This window comes from Streptomyces sp. NPDC007095 (genome assembly GCF_040634475.1).
In the GTDB taxonomy this organism is placed as follows: domain Bacteria; phylum Actinomycetota; class Actinomycetes; order Streptomycetales; family Streptomycetaceae; genus Streptomyces.
Map to the genome: position 1 here is coordinate 1 of NZ_JBEYFS010000207.1, position 21625 is coordinate 21625.

At 68.4% G+C, this 21625-nt stretch carries 13 protein-coding genes and 2 pseudogenes; 11 read left to right on the forward strand and 4 right to left on the reverse strand.

Annotation, left to right across the window (positions count from 1 at the left end; all coding sequences use genetic code 11):
• Positions 1-224, reverse strand: a pseudogene (locus tag ABZ656_RS44995) (DNA-directed RNA polymerase subunit alpha); the annotation flags it as partial.
• A gap of 312 nt (positions 225-536) precedes the next feature.
• Positions 537-1052, reverse strand: coding sequence for a DinB family protein (locus tag ABZ656_RS45000; protein ID WP_067359919.1), 516 nt, complete (start codon positions 1050-1052; stop codon positions 537-539).
• 598 nt (positions 1053-1650) lie between these two features.
• On the opposite strand from ABZ656_RS45000, the gene ABZ656_RS45005 reads away from it, so the two are divergent.
• The 3 genes and pseudogenes from ABZ656_RS45005 (at position 1651) to ABZ656_RS45015 (ending at position 4058) form a co-directional block, all read left to right on the forward strand.
• Complete coding sequence (locus tag ABZ656_RS45005) at positions 1651-2787, forward strand: tyrosine-type recombinase/integrase (RefSeq protein ID WP_360276599.1); 1137 nt, start codon at positions 1651-1653, stop codon at positions 2785-2787.
• A gap of 8 nt (positions 2788-2795) precedes the next feature.
• Positions 2796-2912, forward strand: a pseudogene (locus ABZ656_RS45010) (3-oxoadipate enol-lactone hydrolase); the annotation flags it as partial.
• Between the two features lie 609 nt (positions 2913-3521).
• The gene (locus ABZ656_RS45015) at positions 3522-4058 is read left to right on the forward strand and encodes a hypothetical protein (RefSeq protein ID WP_360276602.1); all 537 of its coding nucleotides are present in this window, start codon (positions 3522-3524) and stop codon (positions 4056-4058) included.
• Between the two features lie 14 nt (positions 4059-4072).
• Here ABZ656_RS45015 and ABZ656_RS45020 read toward each other — a convergent pair whose 3' ends face one another.
• Positions 4073-5236 carry a hypothetical protein gene (locus ABZ656_RS45020; RefSeq protein ID WP_360276605.1) on the reverse strand — a complete coding sequence of 388 codons (1164 nt, stop codon included), beginning with the start codon at positions 5234-5236 and terminating at the stop codon, positions 4073-4075.
• A gap of 3 nt (positions 5237-5239) precedes the next feature.
• Positions 5240-6352 carry an ImmA/IrrE family metallo-endopeptidase gene (locus ABZ656_RS45025; protein WP_360276608.1) on the reverse strand — a complete coding sequence of 371 codons (1113 nt, stop codon included), beginning with the start codon at positions 6350-6352 and terminating at the stop codon, positions 5240-5242.
• Positions 6353-6663: 311 nt separating this feature from the next.
• Between ABZ656_RS45025 and ABZ656_RS45030 the strand changes: the two genes are divergently transcribed.
• The 8 genes from ABZ656_RS45030 to ABZ656_RS45065 all read left to right on the forward strand — a co-directional run.
• A complete protein-coding gene (locus ABZ656_RS45030) occupies positions 6664-6951 on the forward strand; it encodes a hypothetical protein (protein WP_360276611.1) in 288 nt (95 codons plus the stop codon).
• Positions 6952-7478: 527 nt separating this feature from the next.
• On the forward strand, positions 7479-9137 hold the full coding sequence (locus ABZ656_RS45035) for a hypothetical protein (RefSeq protein ID WP_360276614.1): 1659 nt from the start codon (positions 7479-7481) through the stop codon (positions 9135-9137).
• A 189-nt stretch (positions 9138-9326) separates the two neighbouring features.
• Positions 9327-10460: a methyltransferase gene (locus ABZ656_RS45040; RefSeq protein WP_360276617.1), complete on the forward strand. Its 1134-nt coding sequence runs from the start codon at positions 9327-9329 to the stop codon at positions 10458-10460.
• Between the two features lie 86 nt (positions 10461-10546).
• Positions 10547-11659 (forward strand): 4-hydroxyphenylpyruvate dioxygenase, encoded by a 1113-nt coding sequence (hppD, locus tag ABZ656_RS45045; RefSeq protein ID WP_360276620.1) that lies wholly within the window; start codon positions 10547-10549, stop codon positions 11657-11659.
• A gap of 41 nt (positions 11660-11700) precedes the next feature.
• Positions 11701-12840 (forward strand): alpha-hydroxy acid oxidase, encoded by a 1140-nt coding sequence (locus tag ABZ656_RS45050; RefSeq protein WP_360276623.1) that lies wholly within the window; start codon positions 11701-11703, stop codon positions 12838-12840.
• A complete protein-coding gene (locus ABZ656_RS45055) occupies positions 12837-14297 on the forward strand; it encodes a PLP-dependent aminotransferase family protein (protein ID WP_360276626.1) in 1461 nt (486 codons plus the stop codon). The genes ABZ656_RS45050 and ABZ656_RS45055 overlap by 4 nt, the downstream gene beginning before the upstream one ends.
• Before the next feature lie 40 nt (positions 14298-14337).
• Positions 14338-19146: an amino acid adenylation domain-containing protein gene (locus tag ABZ656_RS45060; RefSeq protein ID WP_360276629.1), complete on the forward strand. Its 4809-nt coding sequence runs from the start codon at positions 14338-14340 to the stop codon at positions 19144-19146.
• Positions 19143-21625 (forward strand): condensation domain-containing protein (locus ABZ656_RS45065; protein ID WP_360276632.1); only part of this gene is annotated, 2483 nt, incomplete at its 3' end. The genes ABZ656_RS45060 and ABZ656_RS45065, both read left to right, overlap by 4 nt.

Genomic DNA, 21625 nt, shown 5'->3' on the forward strand with positions numbered 1-21625 from the left:
TCGGTGACGTCCTCCTTGACGCCCGGCACGGTGGTGAACTCGTGCAGAACGCCGTCGATACGGATGGACGTGACCGCCGCACCCGGGATCGAGGACAGGAGGGTCCGACGCAGGGAGTTGCCGAGGGTGTAGCCGAAGCCCGGCTCCAGCGGCTCGATCACGAACCGGGAGCGGAATTCGTCGACGACCTCTTCGGTCAGGGACGGACGCTGAGCAATCAGCACGGGGTGTTGCCTCCAATGGTGTGGCGCCCGCTATGTGACGCCGTAGACATCACGAAGGGTACGGGCGATACGGTCTCCGCTGACCGCGCTGCACTTCCTCGTGGCGCACGGCGCCCGCAACCTCGGCTGCCTCACGGGATGAGTGTTACTGAGATTTGATGCGTGATGTCGCTGGGTCGACGTCTTGAACTGCGAAGACGAGGGTTCGCCGCGCGGCATCATGCGAAGATCACCAGTAACGAGCTCTCCCGCATTGGTCGTGAGGCGTGTTGGCCTGGCTCCTGAGGGAAGGGCCCGCTTCGCGGAGCTGCGCTAGTAGTAGCCCTTCGTGCCGTCGAGCAGCTCCCGGACGATGTCCGCGTGCCCCGCGTGTCGCCCCGTCTCCTCGACGAGGTGGATCAGTATCCAGCGGAGGTTGGCGCTGCCGTCGCGGAAGTCGGGGTGGCGGCCGGCGTCGTCCAGGTCGGCCGCGGCAACGATCTCGTTGCTGCGGGCGCACTGGGCCTCGTACTCCGCGAGGAGCTCTGCGAGGGGGCGGCCGTCGGTGTGCCAGTCGGCGTTCTCGCTTGACTCGTCGAATGCGGGGTTCTGCTTCTTGTCGCCGCCGAGGAACAGCACTTCCAGCCATATGTGCTCGGTCCAGCGCATGTGGGAGATGAGACCGGCCATCGTCATGGCCGGTGAGGTAGGGATGACCGGGCGGCGCGCGTCCTCGTCGCTCAGCCCTTCGCATTTCCAGCGCAGGATCTGCCGCTGCAGGTCCAGCCAGCCGATGAGCGCGGTGCGTTCGTCCGCTTGGCGCGGGGGGCGTTCCAGTTCCGATGACATGCCGGCGCACGCTACCAGGGCGGTCGGGAGGGGGCACCTGGATGACGGGCTCTTCCGCGATTTACGATCTTGGTCACGGTTGGGGACATCGGGGTGTTACTGGTGATCTTCGCATGATGCCGCGGGGCGGGCCCTCCTCTTCGCAGTTCAAGGCGTCGACCCGGCGACATCACGCATCAAACCTCAGTAGTGCTCGTCCCCGATGGCGTGACGCTGTATTTCGGTCCTTCGAGGTGGGCTCCTGATCGAGGTCACATCGGGGATGGTGAGGCCGGATCCCAGCCAGTGGCGAGCGCAACATAGACCATGATCGCCGGTTGGCCAAACCGGCGATGGTGACGACCATTGAAGGTGTTCCCATTCGGCTGAGCTCAGCGGGGGAGCCGTACCGGACACGGTGGACAGAGCCGCCGGCCCATGGGAGAAGCGAACGGTCCTGTCGCCTGCTGCCCTGATGACCGCGGCGCCCTTCGCTGAAACGCAGCGGCGCCTATGCCTGCGTGGAAGTCTTCCACGCCCTCAAGGAGAGTGAGCAATTCTGTCCGTTCCGATCAAGAAGCTCCCCCCGAATAAGAAGGGGCAGGTCCGGTATCGGTTTGTGGTCGATGTAGGGAGCGATCCCGCTACCGGGAAGCGCAAGCAGTTGACCCGTACCTTCGGCACGCTGAGGGAAGCGAAGGTCGAGTACGCCCGCATCACGAACCGTCGCTACGAGGGGACGTTCGTCGAGCCCGACAAGATCACGGTGAACGAATGGCTCGACCAGTGGCTCGACAGGAAGGCGGATGACCTGGAAGAGAGCACCGTCTACAGCTACACGATGACCCTGGGGCGTGTCCGGGGGAAGCTTGGGCACATCCGGCTACAGGAACTGACCGAGGACCACGTCGAGGCGTGGATGAGGTGGGCGCTTGGGCAGGGCCGCGTTCGTGGTGGCAAGCCGGGCACGGGCCTGGGGGTGACCTCGGTTGAGATGTCCCTGGCGCGGCTGAAGGAGGCACTGAACCGGGCAGTGGCCCGGCGCCTGGTCGCCGTGAACGTTGCCCAGGAGGTCACGATCCCTCGGAACGTACGCAAGGCGGAGCGCAGCGCCAAGGCAGTGGTGCAGCCCTGGAACGTCGAGGAGGTTCATGCCTTCGTGCGCGCGATTAAGGACGACCGCCTCTACGCCCCTTTCCTTCTCTCCCTGATGGGCCTGCGGCCGGCGGAGATCTGCGGCATGCGCTGGGCCGATGTCGACCTGGGCAGGGCCGCCCTGGCCGTTTCCAACACGCGGACCCTGATGGGGAACAAGACCGTGGTGGAGAAGGACACCAAGTCTCTCGCCGCTGAGCGGCAGCTTCCCCTGCCCGATCTGGTCAGGGAGGCGCTGACGTGTTTCAGGGCCATGCAGATGGCCGAGAAGCTGGCGGCGGGGGAGAGGTATGAGGACAGCGGGTACGTGCTCGTGGACGAACTCGGCAGGGCGCTCAACGGGCGGCAGCTGCGTGAGCGGGTGTACAAGGTCATGGACGAACACGGGCTGCGGCGGGTGCGCTTGTACGACGCTCGCGCGAGTTGCTTCACGTACCTCGCGAACAACGGGGTGCCGGATCACCTCCTGGCCCGCTGGGCCGGGCACACCAACGTCAAGACCACGAAGCGCTGGTATGTGAAGCCGGATGTGGAGGATCTTCGTCAGGCAGCGGATACCTGGGGAGGTCTGGCGAGCGTCTCCACCCCCGCTCCTGCATAGAGTGTGAGATGTGGGAGCGTGAGCGGGTGAGTGAGAAGAACGTCGAAACCCTGCAGTACCGCTTTGACGGGCCAGAAGACGCCCCTGTCCTGATCCTCGGTCCCTCACTGGGTACCACATGGCACAGGTAGGCATAACCGTCTTTGGGCGTCCACGCGGTCCAGTTTGGCGCCGTTCACGCAGGTTTGGTCCTGGCGGTCCAGGTGCGTCCACGCTGTTGGTGACACGGACGTGACAGATGTTGACCCCCGTCGGCCTGCGGGGCCGCTGGCGCGGCGCTGGTCGGCCGCGGCTTGGGAGTAGATGCTTCCGGTAGGTCGGGGCACGCCCAAGAATTCGAACAACTGTAGGCATCGTGGCGCGGGATGGCTACGATCGCAGTCGCTCGTCCGCGACCTGTTGTGGGTACAAATTGTGCAGCGAGAGGGCGGTGGGTGACCGATGCGGAGCTATCCGGGGAGGTGGTCGACGATCGCACGAGTGTCCGTACTAGCCTTGCTGTTCGTTTGGACGCGTTCCCGTGTCTAGGGCCGGTTGAGGACCGTTGGTTTTGTTATTGAGGCTGCTTCCGGTGGCGCGGGGCAGGCGGTATGGATGAGCGCGTACAGCCCTGCTGGGGAGAGCGTCGGTGCAGGACGAGAGCGGGTTGGTCGATGGCAATCGCGGCACGAGAGCCCTTGGGTGTGGTTGCGGGAGCGCTGGCTCTCGGCGATCTCGTACCCCGCGATGCGAGCTTGGCGGTCGTTGAAGCCGTGGGGACGAAGGTCGTTGCGGCCTATCGGCTTGAGGCGCGAGAGCGGGAGCGACGGGCAGCTGCGGGGATGGCTCCGCTGACGCGACCGGATACCCTGAACCTCTTGATGGCCCTGCCACTCGGCGAGCCTGTCCCTGCCGGATCACTGAGCGACCGGGAACGCCGGGCGTTGAAGGGCCTGCCGAAGGGGGCTGCGGTTCGACGCGACGGATTGATTACCCGTCTGGCGACCCAGCCGGTCCACGTCGACATGGTGTTCGTGCCTGGACGCAGCTGGGAGTCGGCGATGGAGCAGGCCGAGTGGTTTACACCATTCACTGCTCGTTCCGTGTTGGTCGATGGTGTGTTGCGGCGCAAGGACGAGGCTGTGATGCGCGCTGACTTCTACGGCATCGGATTGCTCCACGTCCAGGGGGATTCGGTCGAGGTTGTTGTGCCACCAAGCCCCTTCGTGCGCAGGCGGCATACAGTTGCTGGTTGGAAGTTCCTGGAAGACGTTCACCGTCAACTGCCCTGAGGGCTCGCGTTCGGCTACGGAGTGACAGGCAACGTCGCCCATGCTTTGAGCGGCGCAGGTGCTTTGAATCCGGATCTGGGGGTAGCCCCCTGTCCGATGCGCTGGTTTTCCAGTGCGTAGCGGTCGATGGCTGCAGCGCATTTGTTGCGCCACCACGTCTTGCGCTCGGTGCCCGGTCGGTGGCCGGCCATGTCGCTGACCCATTCGCTCCAGGTGAGGATGTTGTGGTTGTCGGCCTCGCGCCGGGTGTCGCCGTCGGACAGGAAGAAGCGGTCGAGACCGCGCCCGTCGCACTCCTCGCAGGTGCAGGTTGCCGGTTCCGTGTTGGCGTAGAGGTTGGACAGCGACTCGGCGCCCTTGAAGCACATCAACTGGGGCATCAGGACGTGCGGGTAGGTAGGCCCGCCACCGCGCTTGCCGATCTGAGGCTTCTCGTCGGGCGGTATGGCGTGGCGGAGCGAACTCTGAACCCCTATCCCCGCGCAGAGGGCGCCGTGGGCCATCACGTCGAGGGCTGCGAGATCTGTGCGCAGCAGAGACATGTGCTCGACCTCGGTGAACAGCCGCCGCAGGTTGGCCGGGACGTCCTTCGTCTGTTCCAGCGGGTCGAACTGGCGGAAGAGGATGACAGCCTTGGGGTGGCGGATCTTGGCGCAGACCGCGATCAGTTGGCCGATGTTCTCCCGGTTGAGCCAGGTGACATCGATCGGGAGAGAGATCAACGTGTCAGCTCGCTCGATCCGGTTGGCTTCCCGCAGTACCGCCTTGAGCGCACGGGAGTTCGCCGGCGGAATGTATCCGGTGGGAGTCAGCGCTACGCTTGCGCCCCGGGCCTTCTGGAAGGTCAAGGAGTCGTCCACGGCGGCGAACAGTTCGTCGGGAGGAGCCATGAACGGCTCCTCCGCCGTTGCCGTGTACGTGGTGTACGCGGCGCTGTCGATCAGCAGAGTGCCCTGATAGCCGGCGTCGGTGCGGAGCTGGAACGCTCGAGTGTCGGCGTTGGCGCCGGTCATGACCACGCCGCTCAGGCCGTCATCCAGGGCGTGGCGAGGCCGCGGAATGTTGCGTGCATGCTCGTGCAGCAGTACACGTCCCTGCAGGAGCGGCACGGCTGCCACGGTGTGGTCGAGCGTCTTCACGGCGGGCGGTCGCCGCCTCGGATCGGGGGCGTTGCTCATGAATCACCTCGCAGAAGGGTCCGGCACATCCTTGTGTCCGGACGGAGAAGAGGCGCACAAGTAGATCTCGTGGAACTCCTCGCGACCCAGTCCCGACAGGTGCGCGGTCTCGGTCGCACTGAGGTGGTGCTGTCCCTCAAGCCAGGTGACGGCCTGAGCGATATGGCGCGGGGTCTCGCGCCGGATGACGATTGGTTCGTTGGTGCGGTAGCCGAGTGCGGACAACTCGACCATGAGCGTGCGGTACTGCCATTCGCTGATCACGCCCAGGTCCATGGCCCGCCGGATGAGAGCGGCCATGGAGACCCCCCAGCGGGCTTTGAGATCCATGAGGCGGGCGACGTCGATGCCGGGCTTCAGCTCGCCCAAAATCACCTCGTGCGGCATGAGGAACTCGGCGGCGAACCGGTCGGCTTGGGTCTCCTGTGTACGTCCCTCGCCTGGCTCGCGGTGCATGATCAGATGGCCCAGCTCGTGAGCGAGGCTGAAGCGTGAACGGTCGCCAGGGGCAGTGGAGTTGAGGAGTAGCAGCGGAGCCCGGTCGCGCGGCCACTGGCTGACGGCGTCGAGTTCGGTGGTGCCCAGATCGCGGACTACGACCAGGGCGCCGGCGTGTTCGAGCAGCGCAACCAGGTCGTCGATGGGGCCGACGGGAACGTTCCACTCTTCGCGCAGCGTCTCCGCAGCGTCCGCGGGAGTGTCGAAGTCGTTGACCTCAATGGGCCTGAACCGGTGGGGATGACGGAGGGCCGCCGCCCGCGTTACCGCTTCGACCTGGAGGCGGGTGAGCGCCAGCGTCGCATGGATTCGGCGCAGCGCGGGGGCTCCCAGTGAGGCCCGCTTGCGGTGGTGTATCAGCCCAATGCCTGCCCCGGCCGTATCAGCGGCCTGGCACAGCACCTCGGGTGTGAAGCGAAGCGCGGCGGCGAACAGGAGCACCCGCTCCGCCCGGACCGGGATGCGTCCGGCTTCGGCCCGGCTTACGTACCCCTGCGAGATGCGGTTGCCCTCCACGTGCGACATCTGCTCCGCGAGCTCGGACTGGGTCCACCCTCGAGAGTCGCGCGCCAGGACGAGCATGGCGGGATCCGCGAGCAACTCCTCTTGATCACTCACGGTCCACCTCCAATCCTGACAAGCCTCAACTCCGCTGAGGATACACGGTTTTATCCCTCAAAATATTCCGGACATGATCCGTAAGGTGTCATGCCTTTAGGGATACCACGCGCCACTGACAGTCCAACTGACTGTCTGTTGGCCGTTGTTGGGTGGGAGAGGGCTTCACATGCATCATCCGCCCGAGACGGTGGATCGCTGCGCAGATCAGGAGGTCGTTCCGCGGAGGAACACAGGGTTGCCGCATCACGTTCTCACGGCTGATCAAGTGCCGGCGCACCGACCGCAAGACCAGCAAGACCACCGTCAAGATGGTCTACGCCGTCACCAGCCTGACCGCCGAGCAGGCCACTGTGGCCCACCTCGCCCACCTCGTCTGCGAACACTGGAAGATCGAGGCCCTGCACCATGTCCGCGACGCCACCTTCGCCGACGACGCCTCGCAGCTGCGGACCGGCAACGAGTCCCGCGCGATGGCCACCTGGCGCAACCTCGCCATCGGAGCCTTCCGCACGGCCGGAGTGGAGAACATCGCGGCCGATCTCCGCCGCAACGCCCGCGACCCTCGCCGCCCTCTCGCACTCCTCGGCCTCGGATGATCAAGAACCGGATGTCATGCGACTACGCCGAAGCCCTGACCTGCCTACCCGTCGAGATTTAACTTTCTCCATACGCCGATGCCGGCGTCTGTCCGGAAGACCGGTGTTAGGTTCACGGTGGTAACGCGATCGGCGTTGCGACCGCGGGAGCGGACCGCAGGACGACATGCGTGTCACTAATCGGCGGCCACCGGCGGACGGTTTCGTCGGACATTCTCTGGTGCAGAAGTCGCCATCTACATCCATGGCCGAACACTGAGGGGCAGAATACGAAAGGGCCTTCCGTAATCTTGGAATGAATTGGCACGGAAGTCGCCGACAGTATTGCCGCAAGCCCTCTCTGCGGGGCGGAGCGCGCTTCCCGGTCGGCATTGGCGGGCTGACTCTCCTCGGGCTGTCAACGGGCCCGGAAAACCAGGTGGGTTCTGGGCGGGGCAGCCGCGCCAAGTCGCATTGCTATTTTCGACGTACTGTCGGAAACAGCCTCGCACAACCTGAGAGATCTCGTCATGATGAGCCTTGAGCCAGTGGAAGAACTGGTCTCCGCCGCGGACACCCGGTACAACTGGTCCTATCCAGTCGACTCCCACGCCTCAGAGCCGCGGATGAGAAAGCTTCAGACCGTCTGGTACGTGGGCCTTCCCCTCACATCCGCTCACCGCGGCAGTCACTCGGGTGGAGGGGCTCTGATCGAGGGTGCTGGAGACCAGGCGCGCTATGCCAACGAGGGCACGGTCTACCCGCATGCGTCGCTGGTCGAAATGATCACGTACCAGAGCAAGTTCTTCCCTGATCTCGACTGGCACTACCTGGACATGAGTCATGTGGATTGGGAGGAGATCCGTGCCCGTATCCAGGCGGACCCTCCGGATGTCGCGGCGTTCACGGTCTATTCGTCAACCGCCATGTGGGCGTACATCGTCGCAGTCGAGATCAAGCGAGTGAATCCGGACGCCGTGGTGGTCTTCGGGAACGATCACGCCGGTATCTTGCACCGCGAGGTGCTCACCGGCGCGTACGGGTCCAAGGTGGTGGACTTCGTTTGCACGGGGAACAATGGTCCCTTCACCATGATGGGCCTGATTTCATCGCTCCAGGGAAGAATGGACATCGCGCGAGTTCCGTCCTTGGCGTACCGGGGGAATCAGGGGGAGATCCACAATCAGTCGGCACCCACGTATCCACTCAACAAGCGGATTCTCCCCGACTACCGGCTGATCGAGGATGTCCTGGAGTCCCATTACGACGACGCGTTCAGGGTCTGGTACGCGTCGCACTACGACCTCAAGCGCATGGTGACCCTGCCCCTGGACGGCGGCTGCAACTGGGGCCGGCGGCCCACACGCCGCTGCCTGCACTGTTCCATCCAGGGGCTGACGCCGAAGACCACCGATGTCGGTGCGGCGGTGTCGACGCTGGAGGTGCTGGTCGGCGAGTTGAAGTCGAACGTCTACGCCGCCGGTGACTCCACTCTGGGTATGTCCAGCAAGCAGTGGGGTGGCGATTCGTCATTCCTTGATGAACTGGCTGACGCCTGCGCCGAGTCGGAGGTGCTTCGCGGGCAGCGATTCATGCTGGCCTACGGCCTGGTCTACGAGTTCCTGCAGTCGGCGGAGCTCTGCAAGGGCTTTGTGAAGACATGGAACGTCGGGATCGAAGCGTTCGATCCCAAACTGCTCAAGGGAAACTCAAAAGGTATCAACAAGGGTCCTGACAGGGTGATCGAGGCCCTGGAGCTCGCGAAGAGCCTCGACTACAAGATGTATCTTTCGGGAATTCTGGGCCTTCCGGGCACGACGCTGACGCAGCTCAAGGCGGAAGTGGAGAACTGGCTTGCCATCGCTGAGGCTTACGCGGGGTCGATAACAACCATATCCGTCGCCGCGCCAGCGATCATTCCAGGGTCGCGGATGTACCGCGACGCGTTCAATCAGAATGCTGACGTCCGGAAATGGCACGGCGAGCTGCTTCCTATCAGAAAGCTCTCCGAGCTCTACATCCGGGAGAACACCGAAGTGGAACTCTCGGACGTCGAAGCGGCACTTGCCGAACTCGGGCGCGGCGTCATCGCTTTGGACAACTCCGGTGCGAACGTCAAGTTCGGGGGCTACATGCTGGGCGGCGTGGACGCCGAGGAGTCGTACGAGCGCCGCCTGCTGCAGGAGATCTTCGCCGACATCGGCTGACGGGTCGGGCCGGTTCCGGCCGCTTCGGCCGGGCGGCCCGGCTGGCGGCATGAACCCGGCGCATTTGGATCACGTCAAACAGGGGCCTTCAGCATCAAGATTGCGTAGCGGGTCGGGCTACCTGCTGCGCGCCAGCCCCAGGATGAATATCGGACGGTGTGCCTGCATCCGTCGTCCGGGAGGGGCGTCATGACCGCCCGTCCCGGGAGGGGATGTCATGAGCGCGGTGTCGGCTGTTGTGGTCCGGCATCACACACGAAGGGGAATTTCCAGGTGAGTACAGACAGGGAGCGGGTCATCGCGACCGCGCCGGACCCGGTGGTGCGGCAGTTCCTCCGCATGGCCGATGACAGCATCGTCGCGGTCCTGCCCTTCGCCCTGTCCGTGGCGGCACGGCTGGCGATCGCCGACGAGTGCGCTGGGGCCGGGCGAAGCGTCAAAGACCTCGCTCAGGTGCTCAATGCGGCACCAGACCCCCTGGAACGGCTGATGCGGGCGCTGGTGAGTTGCGGTTTCTTCACGGAGGACGCGGACGGGCTGTTCGCACTCGCGCCGCTGGGACAACTCCTGCGGACCGACTCACCGGTTTCTCTGCGGGCGACGCTCAGCAACCTCGACACGTATCGCGCGTGGCTGGGCGCCGTCGAGACGATTTCCACGGGGAGCCCTTCCTTCGACAGCATGTTCGGTACCCCGTTCTTCTCCCACAAGGAACAGGACGACGGCGCCGGCGTCTCCTTCGACGAACGTATGCATGAACGCGCGAGTCGGCTCTACGCCGGCCTGGCCGTGCTTCCGGACTGGCATGGCGTGTCGTGCTTGCTCGACATCGGCGGCGGCAGGGGGACGGTCCTGGCGTCCGTCCTTGAGGAGAACCCCGACCTTCGCGGCATCCTCTTCGACCGCTCCGACGTCATCGAGAGATCTGCGACGTCCGGGACTCTGGAACCGTTCGAGGCCCGATGCCGGTTGGTCGGGGGCGACTTCTTTGCCGGCCTGCCGGGCGGGGCGGACGCGCACCTGATGTGCAGCGTCCTGCACGACTGGGACGACGAGGACGCCGTACGCATTCTGACAAGAAGCAGAGAGGCCCTGCCCGAGGGCGGCCGCATATTCTTGTGCGAGATGATTCTTCCGGAATCCACCGAGCCTCATCCGGCCTATTGGAGCGACCTCGGCATGATGGTGCTCCTCGGTGGCCGCGAGAGAAGCTATGAGCAATATCAGACCCTGCTGCGGGCCGCTGGGCTGCGCGCCGTGAAGGTCACGCCGTTGCCGGGTTCGTCTTTCGGCGTGATCGAGGCGCGCGGCGCCCGGTCCTGAACGCGACCCGCCATCCCCGGTCGCGCTACCAAAAGGAGGCTGCCTTCGTGCGGCCCCGACTATTCCGATGCACAGACGGAGTTGACGTGAATTCATCGCGCGAAGGCGATCAGATCGATGACTTCGAGCTGGACTATGTGGAAATGTACGTCCAGGAACTGGAATCCCAGGCTGCCGTGTGGCGCGATCGCTTCGGCTTCGACGAGGTGGCGGTCGGCGGCTCGCCCGAGCAGGGATTCCGCTCAGTCGTCCTGTGCCAGGGCGCCATGAAGCTGGTCCTGACCCAGGCGACGGCCGAGTACCACCCGGCGGCCGCCTATGTGCTCGCGCACGGGGACGGGGTGGCGAACATCGCTCTGCGCACCGGGGACGTACCGGCGGCCTTCGCCCAGGTGGTGGTGAACGGCGGCAGGGCACTGGCGGTGCCCGAGCGGCACGAGGGCGGCGATGTGGCGGTCAGTGCAACGGTCACCGGTTTCGGCGATGTCGTGCACACGCTGGTGCAGCGGAGGGATCCAGGCGGTGCGGGACTTCCGCAGGGATACCGGCGGCTCCCGACCAGGACGGAACCCGCCGCGAGCGGGGACGGCGACGGGCTTCGGCTGCTGGCCGTGGACCACTTCGCCGTCTGCGTGGGCGCGGGGGAGTTGGAGCCGACGGTCGACTTCTACGGGGCGGCACTCGGGTTCCGCGAGATCTTCGCCGAGCGGATTGCCGTCGGCTCGCAGGCGATGCTCTCGAAGGTCCTCCAAAGCCCTTCCGGCACGGTCACGTTCACCGTGCTGCAGCCCGATCCCGCCGTCGGGGCCGGGCAGATCGACGGGTTCCTTAAAGAACATGGTGGGCCGGGCGTCCAGCACATCGCCTTCGCGACCGAGGATGCCGTCCGGTCCGTCGGGACGCTGATCGGCAGGGGCGTCGAGTTTCTGGTGACACCCTCCGCCTACTACGGACTCCTGGCGGACCGTGTGATGCCGACGAAGCACGCTCTGGACGACCTGCGCCGGTTGAACATCCTTGTGGACGAGGACCACGCGGGTCAGCTGTTCCAGATATTCACGCGTTCGACCCACGCGCGGCGCACCCTTTTCTTCGAGGTGATCGAGAGGTCCGGCGCGGAGACGTTCGGCAGCTCGAACATCAGGGCCCTCTACGAGGCCGTGGAGTTGGAGCATCTCGCGAAGACAGGGGACCGGTGATGAGCCGGATCGCCACGCCACCCGGCAAGCGAGGACCCTCGGTGGCAGCGGCCGGTAGCCTTGAGCCGCTGGGACCGGAGGTCCTGCGCACCGCGGTGAGCCTGGACGCTGTTGAAAGCCTCGCCGAACAGGTTCTCCCCTCCGATGTGCGCGACTTCGTCGCGGGCGGCAGCGGAGCGGAGGCCACCCTCTCCGCCAACCGGGCCGCGCTGGACCGGATCAGCGTGGTGCCGAACGTCCTGCGGGACGTATCCGGCTGCACGGCCGCGACCACCCTCCTCGGGGATTCCGTGTCCATGCCGGTGGCCGTCGCGCCCGCTGCCTACCAGCGGCTCGTCCACCCGGAGGGCGAGCTCGCGGCGGCGCGCGCGGCGAAGGCCCACGGAGTGCCCTTCACCGTGAGCACGCTGAGCAGCTACCCTGTCGAAGCAGTCGCGGCGACGGGCGCGGCGGTCTGGTTCCAGCTCTACTGGTTGCGGGACCGGCGCAAGTCCTTCGAACTCGTCAAGAGGGCAGAGGACGCGGGCTGCACGGCGTTGATGCTCACCGTGGACGTTCCCTGGATGGGGCGCCGTCCGCGGGACGTCCGCAACGGTTTCGCGCTGCCCCCGGGTGTCGAGGCGGCCCACCTGCGGTCCGGAACACCGTCGCGATCCCACGACGCCTCGTCGGGAGGGTCCGCGGTCGCGGCCCACACAGCGAGCGTGTTCGAGCCGTCGCTGACTTGGGCGGATGTGGAGGACCTACGGGCCCGGACCCGCCTACCGCTGATCCTCAAGGGCATACTCGCCCCCGAGGACGCCGCACGGGCAGTCGACTGCGGTGCGGACGCCGTAGTGGTCTCCAACCACGGCGGCAGACAACTGGACGGGGCGATACCCAGTGTCGACGCGTTGGAGGACGTGAGCGTGGCGGTCGCCGGAAGGTGCCGGGTCTTGCTCGACAGTGGAATCCGCTCCGGGATCGATGTGCTCCGAGCACTGGCGCTCGGAGCCGACGGGGTCCTGGTCGGCCGGCCGGTGCTCTGGGGGCTCGCCGCCGCAGGGGAGGCGGGCGCCGGACACGTACTGGGCATCCTGGCCGCTGAACTGCGCGACGCCCTCGGCCTGTCGGGCTGCGACGGAGTGGCGGCGGCACGAAGGATCCGCACGGTCCGATCGACGACCTGGACGGACCGATGAACCAGCCCCGCCCGCCGCACCCCCCGCTGGCCGGAGCCCGCTGCCCCGACGCGGAGGGCGTCCTGACAGGCTCCTACGACCACGCGTCGGCCGCCGATGGTCCCGGCCCGCAGGTCAGGGCGGCGCAGTCCGCCGAACCGGAGACGACAAGCGCACCGGGCCCGGCCGACCTGGCGCTGTCGGACCTGCACGACTCGGTCGACGACCCCTTGCTGTCCGCCATGAACTTCCTCAACGAGGTCCGCGACCGCCATCCGGAGGCGCTGTCCCTGGCCGCGGGAGCGCCGTACGAGGGCTTCTACGACGTCGAGGACGTACACCGCGCCCTGCGCGTGTTCTGCGACCACTTGCGTGTCGAGCGGGGTTTCGACGAAGCGCGCGTGCGGCGCACCCTGCTGCAGTACGGCCGTACCAAGGGCATCATCCACGAACTGCTCGCGCGGCACCTCGACGTGGACGAGGACATCCGGATCGATCCGGAGGCGATCGTCGTGACCACAGGATGCCAGGAAGCGCTCTTCCTGACCCTGCGGACCCTGCGCAGGGACGCGCGCGACATCCTGCTGGCCGTCGACCCGGTCTACGTCGGTGTCACCGGGGCCGCACGGCTGCTCGACATGCCTGTGCACCCCGTGGCCGGGGGAGCCGAGGGCATCGACCTCGCCGACCTGCGCCGAGCCATCCGCGACGCCCGCGCCGCGGGCCTGCGACCGCGCGCCTGCTACCTGGTGCCCGATTTCGCCAATCCCTCGGGCCTGCGACTGCCCCTGCCCTTGCGGCGAGCCCTGCTGGAACTGGCCGACGAGGAAGGAATCCTGCTGCTGGAGGACAATCCCTACGGCCTGTTCCCGCTCGGGGAGGAGCGGTTGCCCACCCTCAAGGCGCTGGACACCCGCCGCAGGGTCGTCTATCTCGGTTCGCTGGCGAAGACGGTCTTCCCCGGCGTCCGGATCGGTTTCGCCGTGGCCGACCAGCGCGTGGCGGGCGAACCGGGCAACCGTGCGTACCTGGCGGACCTGCTGGCCAAGGCCAAGAGCATGCTCACGGTCAATACGTCCCCGGTGGCCCAGGCCGTGGCGGGCGGCCGGCTGCTGGAGCACGGCTGCAGCCTGGTGCGGGCGACCGAGCACGTGCGCGAGGTGTACCAGGAGAACCTGCGACGCCTGCTGCACAGGCTGGCGGTGCGCTTTCCGGCAGCCTCCTCCGTGACCTGGAACAGCCCGCAGGGCGGCTTCTTCGTGGTGGTCACCGTCCCCTTCGACGTCACGGACGACCTGCTCGAAATCTCGGCCCGCGACCACCGGGTGCTGTGGACGCCGCTGAGCCACTTCTACGAAGGCCGCCCGCGGCTGCGCGCGTTGAGGCTGTCGGTCAGCTCCCTGACGGGAGATCAGATCGACGAGGCCGTGGACCGATTCGCCGGTTTCGTGGACGCGTCTGCTCCGCCGAGCGCCTGACGTACGGAACTTCCCCCATGCACGTTTCACGGAGAGACGAATGACAGACAATGGCCGCCGCGCGAACGCATCCTGTGTGCACACCGCCTTTGAGGAGCAGGCGCACCGAGACCCGGACCGTCCGGCCGTCGTGGTCGGCGGCATACGACTCACGTACGCCGAGGTCGACCGGATGGCCAACGGTATCGCCCGGCGTCTGCGCGCCGCGGGGGTAGGCCGCGGCGACCTGGTCGGGCTCTGCGTCGAGCGCGATGTCTGGCTGATACCCGCCCTGTTGGGGGTGATGAAGGCCGGCGCCGCGTATGTGCCGCTGGATCCGGCGTACCCCGAGGAGCGGACGAGGTTCATCGCCGAGGACGCCGCACTCAAGGTCGTCCTCACCTCGGCCGGCACCGAGCACGCGGTGCCGGCCTCCTCCACCCGTGTGCGGGTGGAGGACACGCAGCCCGCGGACAGCCTGGATGAGATACCCGATCCGCACGGCGCCGTCTACGTCATCTACACCTCCGGCTCCACCGGGACGCCGAAGGGCGTGGTGGTCGCGCACCGCAACCTCTCCAACATGATGCGCTGGGCCGCCGGCTACTTCTCGGCGGACGAACTGCGCGGAGTACTGGCGACTTCGTCGGTCAGTTTCGACGCCTCGGTCATCGAGATCTACGCACCGCTGGTGACCGGCGGGACCGTGATCCTGGCGGAGAACATCTTCGCCGTCCCCACGCTCCCGGCCCTGTTCGAAGCGACCCTGCTCGTGGCCGTGCCGTCCGCCCTCTCGGCGCTGCTGCGCGATGCGCTGCCGCCGAACGTGCGAACCGTGATCACCGGCGGCGAGCTGGTCACCCGCGCCCTGTGCGACCGGGTCTGGGCCCACCCCCAGGTCCGCCGGGTCGTCAACTTCTACGGCCCCACCGAGTGCACGTTGAGCTGCATCGCAGCCGAGGTGGACCGGCACGGTACCGGAAATCCTCCGATCGGACGGTCCATCGCCGGAGCGGAACTGTCCGTCCGGTCGTCCGCCGGTGACATCCTGCCCGAGGGAAAGACTGGCGAGCTGTGGGTGGCCGGGCCGGTCGTCGCCCACGGATACCTGAACCGCCCGGAACTGACCGCGGAGCGGTTCGGCCGCTTCGGGTACCGCACGGGCGACCTGGTACGACGGATGGGGGACATGTACCACTTCGTCGGACGCGCCGACGACCAGGTGAAGGTACACGGCATCCGGGTGGAGCCCGGGGAGGTCGCATCCACGCTCGCCGCCCACCCCCTGGTGCGGCACGCTTTCGTCCAGGCCGCCGAGGACCGGCTCATCGGCTACGCCGAGTCGGACGCGGCCACCGAGGCCGAGCTGCGCGCATGGCTGACCGCGCGGTTGCCCCAGCACGCCGTCCCGTGGCGTATCGCGATACTGCCCCGCATACCCGTCCACCCCACCGGCAAGGTCGACCGCGACGCGTTGCCCGCCGTCACCGCGGGCCGCCCGCCGGAGGTCCCGTACACCGCGCCGCGCGACGACACCGAGCGGCTTGTCGCGGACGTCGTCGCCGAGATCCTGGGCATCGACCGGGTCGGCGTCGACGACCGCTTCACCGACCTCGGCGGACACTCCCTCGCCGCCGCCCGGGTGGTCGGCGAGGTCGGACGACGCCGCAGGATCTCCGTGCCGCTGGCCACGTTCCTGGACCACCCCACCGTGGCGGAGTTCGCGCGGGCACTCCAAACCGTCGCGGCGGAACCCCCTTTGCGTCGCACGCCGGGACTGCCCCGTTATCCGCTCACCGCCATGCAGCGGGAGTTCTGGTTGTTGCGCCGACTCGTTCCGGACCGCCCCGTCACCACGCTGGCGATGCACGTCGGCGTGCACGGTCCGGTGACCGCACCGGCGGTCCAGAAGGCCCTGGACGCCGTCGTGCGGCGCCACGAGGTACTGCGCACCACTGTCATGGACGACGACCCCGAACCGTACGCGGTGGTGGGCCCGCCGGCGCCTGTTCCCCTCACCGAGGACGACCTGCGCGGCCTGCCGACAGAGCAGCAGCTCCGGCACCTCGACGTGCTGTACCGGAAGACAGCGGGGCACACCTTCAACCTGGCCACCGAGAGCCCGCTGCTGTGCGCCGCCTTCGTCCGCACCGCCGACGACGCGGGTGAACTGGTCGTGGCCGTCGACCACATGGCGTTCGACGGGGCCTCCGGCGCCGTCTTCCTGCGCGAGCTGGTCCGCGAACTCGCCGGCGACCCGGTGGAGGACCTCCCGGCGCAAGTGGGAGACATCGCGCTGCACGAGCGGGAGCTCGCCGGGCAGGCCACGCGGCACGACCGGCTGGACACCTTCTGGCGGTCCGCCCTGGAGGACGCGGTGATACCCGACGATCTGCCGGGTCGCCCGGAAGCACCCGGCTGGGCAACGCGGCGGCGGACCTTCACGTTGGAACGTTCCCTCGTCTCCCGGTTGGGCCGATTCGCGGCCGAGACCGGTACCACCCCGTTCGCCGGTCTCCTGGCCGCTGTCGGACTGGTGGTCGGCGGGCTCAGCGGGCATGACGACGTGGTGATCGGCGCGGCCGCGGCCCGCCGGCACCGGCCCGAGACCGAACGCCTGCTCGCGCCCCTGGTGGACATGCTGCCGCTACGGCTGCGCATGAACGGCGAACTGACCTTCGAAGACCTGGCGCGGCACTGCGCCACGACCACCGCCGCCGCTCTCGTCCACCAGGAACTGCCGGCCCGTGAGCTGCTCGACCACCTGCCCAACCACCGGGTCGTGGGTGCGTCGCGTACCCCGGTCGTCATCACCATGCTGCCGCTGGACGAACCGGCGACGGCGTCCAGCGGGCCGTTCCGTCTGGACCTGCGCTCGGACCGGGGAAGCGGCGCCGCGGCGAACGAACTCACCGTGTACGTGGCACGAACCGCCACTGATGTGGAACTGCACATCGAATACGCCGTACGGCGCTTCGATCCGGCCGACATGGACGCCCTGGCCGAACGCGTGATCGGCACGCTGCGCGCCGGGCTGGCCGACCCGGGCCGCTCGCTGTCCACGCTCGACCTGGTCACCGCGCGGGAGCGTGCCCTGCTACTGGCCCTGGGCAGAGGACCCGCGCTGCCCGGGAACAGCCCCGCGACCGTGATCGAGGCGGTCCTGTCCCAAGCCGGGTCCCGGCCGGACGCGGTGGCGGTGAGCGGTCCCGACGGCGACCTCCGCTACACCGAACTGGAGGCGTGGTCAGGCCGGGTCGCCGCGGGCTTGGTGGTATCGGGAGTGCGCCCCGGAGACGTCGTCGGGGTGAGCCTGGAGCGCGATCGTCTGCTCCCCGTCGTGCTCCTGGCCGTATGGCGTGCGGGGGCGGCCTACCTGCCCCTGGACCCCGAATACCCAGACGACCGGCTCGCCTGGATGGCCGCCGACAGCGGCGCGCGGGTGGTACTTGCCCGCGGGCCGGCCCCGGCCGGGCTGCCCGGGCTGGACATCGACACGCTCGCCCACGGCTACTACGGCACGGACGCCGGGCTTCCCGCACCCGACCCCGGGCGCCTGGCCTACCTCACCTACACCTCGGGGTCGACCGGCCGGCCCAAAGGCGTGGAGGTGACCCACGCCAACGTGGCCGCCTGCATCACCGGACAGGCCGCCGTACTCGGGACAGGTCCCACGGACTCCGTCCCGTTGATCGCGCCGCTGTCCTTCGACATGTCCGTCCAGGAGATCTGGACCCCGCTGGCAGCCGGAGGCCGCTGCGTCGTCGTGGAACGGGCGTGCGCCACGGACGGGCACGCCCTGGTCGAGCGGATCGTCGACAGTGGTGTGACCGTGCTCGACGTAACCGTCACCACCCTGCGGATGCTGATGGCCGCGAATCTGCCGACGATGCCGGAGCTGCGCGTCATGGCCGGTGCGGAGGTCCTGGACCCGGTGCTCGCCGAGGACGTACTCGGGAGGGTCGGCCAGTTGTGGCACCAGTACGGGCCGACCGAGACGACGGTGACCTCCCACCTGTACCGCGTGCACGCCGTGGACGGCGGGCGAATACCGCTGGGCCTGCCCAACCCCGGCTACCACTGCTACGTGATGGATCGGCTCGGACGGCTTGTCCCACCGGGTGTGGTGGGCGAACTGTGGATCGGCGGAGCCGGGGTCGCGCGCGGCTACCGCAACTTGCCCGCCGCAGGCTTCGTGGCCGACCCGCGCGTACCGGGCGGGCGGTGCTACCGGACCCGGGACAAGGCCCGCTGGCGGGACGACGGGCAACTGGAGTTCCACGGCCGGTTCGACGACCAGGTGAAGGTGCGCGGATACCGGATCGAACTGGGCGAGGTGGAGACGGCACTGCGGGCGGACCCGCGGGTCGCCGACGCCGTCGTCACCGTCGGCGGCTCGGGCGGAGACGCCCACCTGGTGGGCTGGCTGGTGCCCGAGGACGTGGACCGCGCCGCGGTCAGAGCCCGGCTCCGTACGCGGCTGCCGGACCACATGGTGCCGAGGCGGTGGACGACGCTGGCCCGGTTGCCGAGGACGAGCAGCGGCAAACCCGACCGGGCGGCCCTGCCCGAGCCCCCGGACAGCCGGCACGATCGCGTGCCGCCGCTGGGAGACGCGGAGCGACTCGTCGCGAAGGTGTGGGCCGAGGTGCTCGACCGTACGGACCTGTGGGCCGATGACGACTTCTTCGCGCTCGGCGGCCACTCCCTGGCCGCCACGCGCGTCATCGGTCGGCTTCGGGACGCCCTGCACGTGGCGATCCCGGTGCGGACGCTGTTCGACCGGCCGATCCTCGCCGACTTCGCGGCCGCGACCGAAGAGCTGCTCCTCGACGAGCTGGCCGAACGACCCCAAGGGACAGGAAAATGAGCAACACACCCGATGGCCTGCGCGCACGGATGAAGGCACGTTTCGCCGCCGCCCACGACGCCGTGGCCGGGGGAACTCCCCGGTCCGCGGCGACCACCGGGCAGGCTCCCGCCCGGCTTTCGTCCGCGCAGCGCAGGCTGTGGTTCCTCGCCCAACTGGAACCGGACAGCCCGGCGTACAACGTGCCGCTGGTACTCCGCCTCACCGGGCGACTGAACGAGGACGCCCTGCTCGGCGCGCTCCACGACCTGGCGGAACGGCACCAGGTGCTGCGTGGAGTCATCGACACGGCCGGGCCGGAGCCGCTGGTGCGCAGCGGCCCGGCCTCGGACGTGCCGATGTCGGTCACGGACGTGGGCGAGGAGGAACTGGCCGCCGCGCTGGCAGACGAGACCGGTCGTACGTTCCGGCTGACCGCCGAACCGCCCATGCGGGCCGCGCTGTTCAGGCTGCCCGGCGCCTGGGTGCTCGCCGTGACCGTGCATCACATCGCCACCGACGGTTGGTCGCAGCGGATCTTCCTCGCGGACTTGGCCGCCCTCTATGCCGCCCGGTGCGGCGACGGCGAGCCGCTGCCACCGGCGCCGCAGTACGCGGACGTGGCGACCACGGACCCCGTGGATCCCCAGGACCCCGAAAGCGCGGCCGGGCTCGACTGGTGGACCGGGTACCTGGCCGGACTGCCTCCCGTACTCGACCTGCCCACCGACCGGCCCCGGACGCCGGCGTCGGCCTGGCCGGGCGCGGCCACCGGGGTCGCGGTGCCGCCGGCGACGGCGGCCCGGCTGCGCGCGCTCGCTGCGGCGACGAACTCCTCCGCGTTCATGGTGCTCATGGCCGCCTGGCAGGTCCTTCTCGGCCGACTCGCGGGTACCGACGACGTCCCGGTGGGAGTGCCGCACGCGGGGCGGCACTCCGCGGCGAGCGAGGCGGCGGTCGGCTGCTTCCTGGACACGATCGTGCTGCGCACCGACCTCACCGGCGAGCCGTCCGCACGTGACCTGGTCGCCCGGGTGCGGGCCGGCGCGCTGGACGCCTTCGCCCACGCCCGCACCCCGTTCGAGCGCGTCGTGGAACGGTTGAGCCCGGAGCGGTCCCTGTCGGCCACCCCGGTGTTCCAGGTGCTGCTCAACGTGTACGACGAGATCGAAACGCCCACCCTGCCCGGCGCGCGCGTCGAGTGGCGGGACGTGCCGCCCCGGACGGCCAAGTTCGACCTGAGCATGGAGTTGGCCGACGGCGGGCCGGACGCGGGACTGAACGGCCGGCTGGAATATCGGCGCGACCTGTTCGAACCGCGGACTGCCGAGCGTCTGGTGCGGTGGTTCCTCACGCTGCTGGACGGGATGGTCACCGACCCGGGACGACCGGTCGGGGAGATCCCGTTCGAACCCGCGGCCGGTCCAGCCTTCGCGGGGCCCGTCACCGGACCCGCCGCGGTGCCGGTGCACACGTTGATCGAAAGGTGGGCGGACGAGCGGCCCGACGCGACGGCCGTGGTCGGCGCCGACGGCCGGCTCACCTACCGCGAGCTGGAGCTGCGCGCCAACCGGCTGGCGCATCGGCTCATCGCGCTGGGCGCGGGTCCCGACCAGCCGGTCGGCATCCTGCTGGATCCCGGGACCGATTTCGCCACGGCGGTGTTCGGCATCCTCAAAGCGGGTGGCGCGTACCTGCCGATGGACACGACCTATCCGGCCTCCCGCGTGCGGGACATGCTGCGGGCCTCCGGCGCGCGGCTGGTGGTGACGACGGCCGCGTCGGCGGACCTCGTCCGCGGGCTGGCGGATGTCGTCGAGCCCGCCGGCGCTCACGACGGTGGCCCGCAGTGGCGTCCGGCCGTGCCGGTTGGCCCGGACAACCTGGCCCACGTCATCTTCACCTCCGGCTCGACAGGGGCGCCCAAGGGGGTCGGGGTCCAGCACGGCAACCTGGCCCACTGCGTCACCGGTCTGGTCGGCCGGATGCCCCAGACGGCGGGCAGGTCCTTTGCGATGGTGTCCACGGTCGCGGCCGATCTCGGCCTGGCCTGCCTCTACGGTGCCTGGCTCACCGGCGGCACCCTGCACCTGCTGGACCGGGAGACCGCGACAGACCCGCGGGCGTTCGCCCGGTACCTCGCCGCGCACCCGGTCGACGTGGTCAAACTGGTGCCGAGCCACCTCACGATGCTCGCCGGCCATGGCGACCTGGCAACCGTCCTGCCCGGCAAACTGCTCATCCTCGGCGGGGAGGGCTGCCCGTGGTCCCTGGTGGCGGAGGTCCGCCGGCTGCGTCCGGACCTCGCCGTGCACACCCACTACGGGCCCACCGAGGCCACGATGATGTCGCTGATCTGCGACGTGGACGAGGTCCCCGAGCGGGCGCGCACCGGGCTCGTGCCGCTGGGCCGTCCGCTGCCCAACGTGACCGGCCTGGTGGTGGACCGGTCGGGCCGGCCCCAGCCGCCCGGTGTCCCGGGCGAACTGCTGCTCGGCGG